The organism is Sulfoacidibacillus thermotolerans, assembly GCF_003144315.1.
GTDB classification, from domain to species: domain Bacteria; phylum Bacillota; class Bacilli; order Alicyclobacillales; family SLC66; genus Sulfoacidibacillus; species Sulfoacidibacillus thermotolerans.
The window spans coordinates 1-2,274 of sequence record NZ_MPDK01000068.1; the positions used below are offsets into that span (position 1 = coordinate 1).

The following is a 2,274-nucleotide window of genomic DNA, read 5'->3' on the forward strand; positions in this document are numbered from 1 at the left end:
GCACAATCCCAACCGTGGGCTACTGGTGCGCAGCAGCCGCAGCAACAAACCACACAGCAGCCTAACTGGGCAACTCAGCAGGTACAGCCTGGAGCAGAGCAACCGCAAACTCAAGCTCAGAACACTGGTGCTGCTAACCATGTAGAACCTGAAGTCCAGGACGATATCGCTAAAGCAGCTCAGACCAAGACTCCACCGTGGAAACGTTCCACCGAAGGCGATGACGCTGCACAGTAATTAAAAATCATGTTATAATAAAGCTCCTCCGGGAGCTTTATTTTTCTATATAGGATTATGATATGCCACATTTTTATCCTGCTACTAAGACAATGGAGTTATTCAATGACTGTATTGAACGAGATCAAGGATCCGCTTACAGAGTATGGCTCGGAAAAGTATTACCGCATATTGAAGACGCATATCGAGAGGGAGATGGCGGATTCCGTTCGCATCTTGGGATTAGTCTTATCGGGCAAGAATGTAGTAGAGCAATCTTCTACGGATGGCGATGGGCAACAAAACCTCACTTTAATGGTAAAACCTTACGTCTATTCAATCGCGGGCATCTTGAAGAAGGTCGTTTCGTGGCCTTATTACTTACCGCCGGTATGCAAGTCATCCAACAAGACGAAAATGGCAGCCAGTATCGAGTTAGCTATCTTAACGGGCACTTTGGCTCCGCGATAGATGGTATTGTCATTGGTTGCCCCGACATGCCACAACCTTCTACACCAATCTTGACGGAGATGAAAACGCACAATAACGATTCGTTCAAGAAACTTGTCGTTAATGGTGTGATGGAATCCAAATGGGAACACTATGTCCAGATGCAGGAATACATGTTGTATTATGGACTCCCAGCCGCTCTTTATATTGCAGTCAACAAGAACACTGACGAGATTTGGGCAGAGCTTGTACCGTTTGACAAAGAAACAGCAGAACGCTACAAAGACCGTGGATTTGTAATTGCACTGGCAGAATGTCCACCACCTAAGCTCAATGAAAGTAAATCATACTATAAATGCAAATGGTGTGACCACAAAGCGGTATGTCACAACAACAAAATGCCTGAAGTTAACTGCCGCACCTGTAAGCATTCTTATCCGCTTGAAGATGGAACCTGGAGATGTGCAATCAAAGTAGCTTCTGCTACTGCATACATCACTGATGGAACCGAAGGTGTATTAACGAAGGAAGATCAGATGGCAGCATGTGGTCAATACGAAGCAGCAGATTATTACGGTGAGTAAATGTTCAAACTACGTGATTATCAGCAAGAAGCTGTAAACAGTACATTGCGCTATTTCATCAAGTATGGTGAAAAGTCAGGAAATCCTGTTATCTTGTTGCCTACAGGGACTGGTAAGTCCCTTGTAATTGCTGGTCTATTAAAGACAATTCACGATAATTGGGGTAGTACCCGCATGATGGTAATTACTCACGTAAAAGAATTGATAGACCAGAACCACGATAAATTTAAGAAGTTATGGCCTGAAGCACCGACTGGTATTTATAGTGCTGGTATGGGTCGCAAAGATAAGAACGCAATGATAACGTTCGCAGGTATTCAGTCTGTTGCAAAACAAGCTAAATACTTTGAGGACGTTGATATTATTATAGTTGACGAATGTGACCTTATTAGCCCAAATCAGCAAACAAGTTATCAGAAGTTCTTTGCGCACATTCGTGAAAAGAATCCGTATCTAAAGATTATCGGTCTTACTGCTACGAGTTGGCGTCTTGGTTTTGGTTCTATTATCAAAGATGATTATGCGCCTAACGCTTTATTTGATGAAATCGTATTTAACGCGTGTACCGTAGAGTGCTTCAACTGGTTCATTGATGAAGGTTATCTTGTTCCATTAGTACCACGTAAAACAAAGAAAGAGTATGATGTAAGGGGTGTTCATACTCGAGGCGGTGAGTTCATTGAAAGTGAGCTTCAAAAGGTTGTAAACGATCCCGATGTAACTCGCCATTTATTAGATGATGCAATTAGTATTGCGGAAGAAGAGAATAGAATGAGTTGGCTTATCTTTTGTGCTGGTGTAGACCATGCAAAGGATGTCAAAGACTACCTCAACGAGCGCGGTATTAGTTGTGAAGTTGTAACTGGTGATACACCGAAAGCCTTGCGTGACCAGTATCTTATTGATTTTAAAGCTGGTCGTTTACAGGCAATAGCAAACAACAACGTATTAACGACAGGCTTTGACCATCCAGGACTTGACTTGATAATTGGTATGCGCCAGTCCCAATCTTCCCGCTTATGGG

3 protein-coding genes are annotated in these 2,274 nt (G+C 43.0%); all 3 read left to right on the plus strand.

Annotation, left to right across the window (positions count from 1 at the left end; all coding sequences use genetic code 11):
- Positions 1-237: hypothetical protein (locus BM613_RS15420; protein WP_219930720.1), on the plus strand; the 237-nt coding region annotated here is incomplete at its 5' end.
- Between the two features lie 62 nt (positions 238-299).
- The gene (locus BM613_RS14290; protein WP_109431829.1) at positions 300-1,250 is read left to right on the plus strand and encodes a hypothetical protein; all 951 of its coding nucleotides are present in this window, start codon (positions 300-302) and stop codon (positions 1,248-1,250) included.
- Positions 1,251-2,274, plus strand: a 1,024-nt coding sequence (locus tag BM613_RS14295) for a DEAD/DEAH box helicase (RefSeq protein WP_146192846.1), incomplete at its 3' end; no start/stop codon positions are given.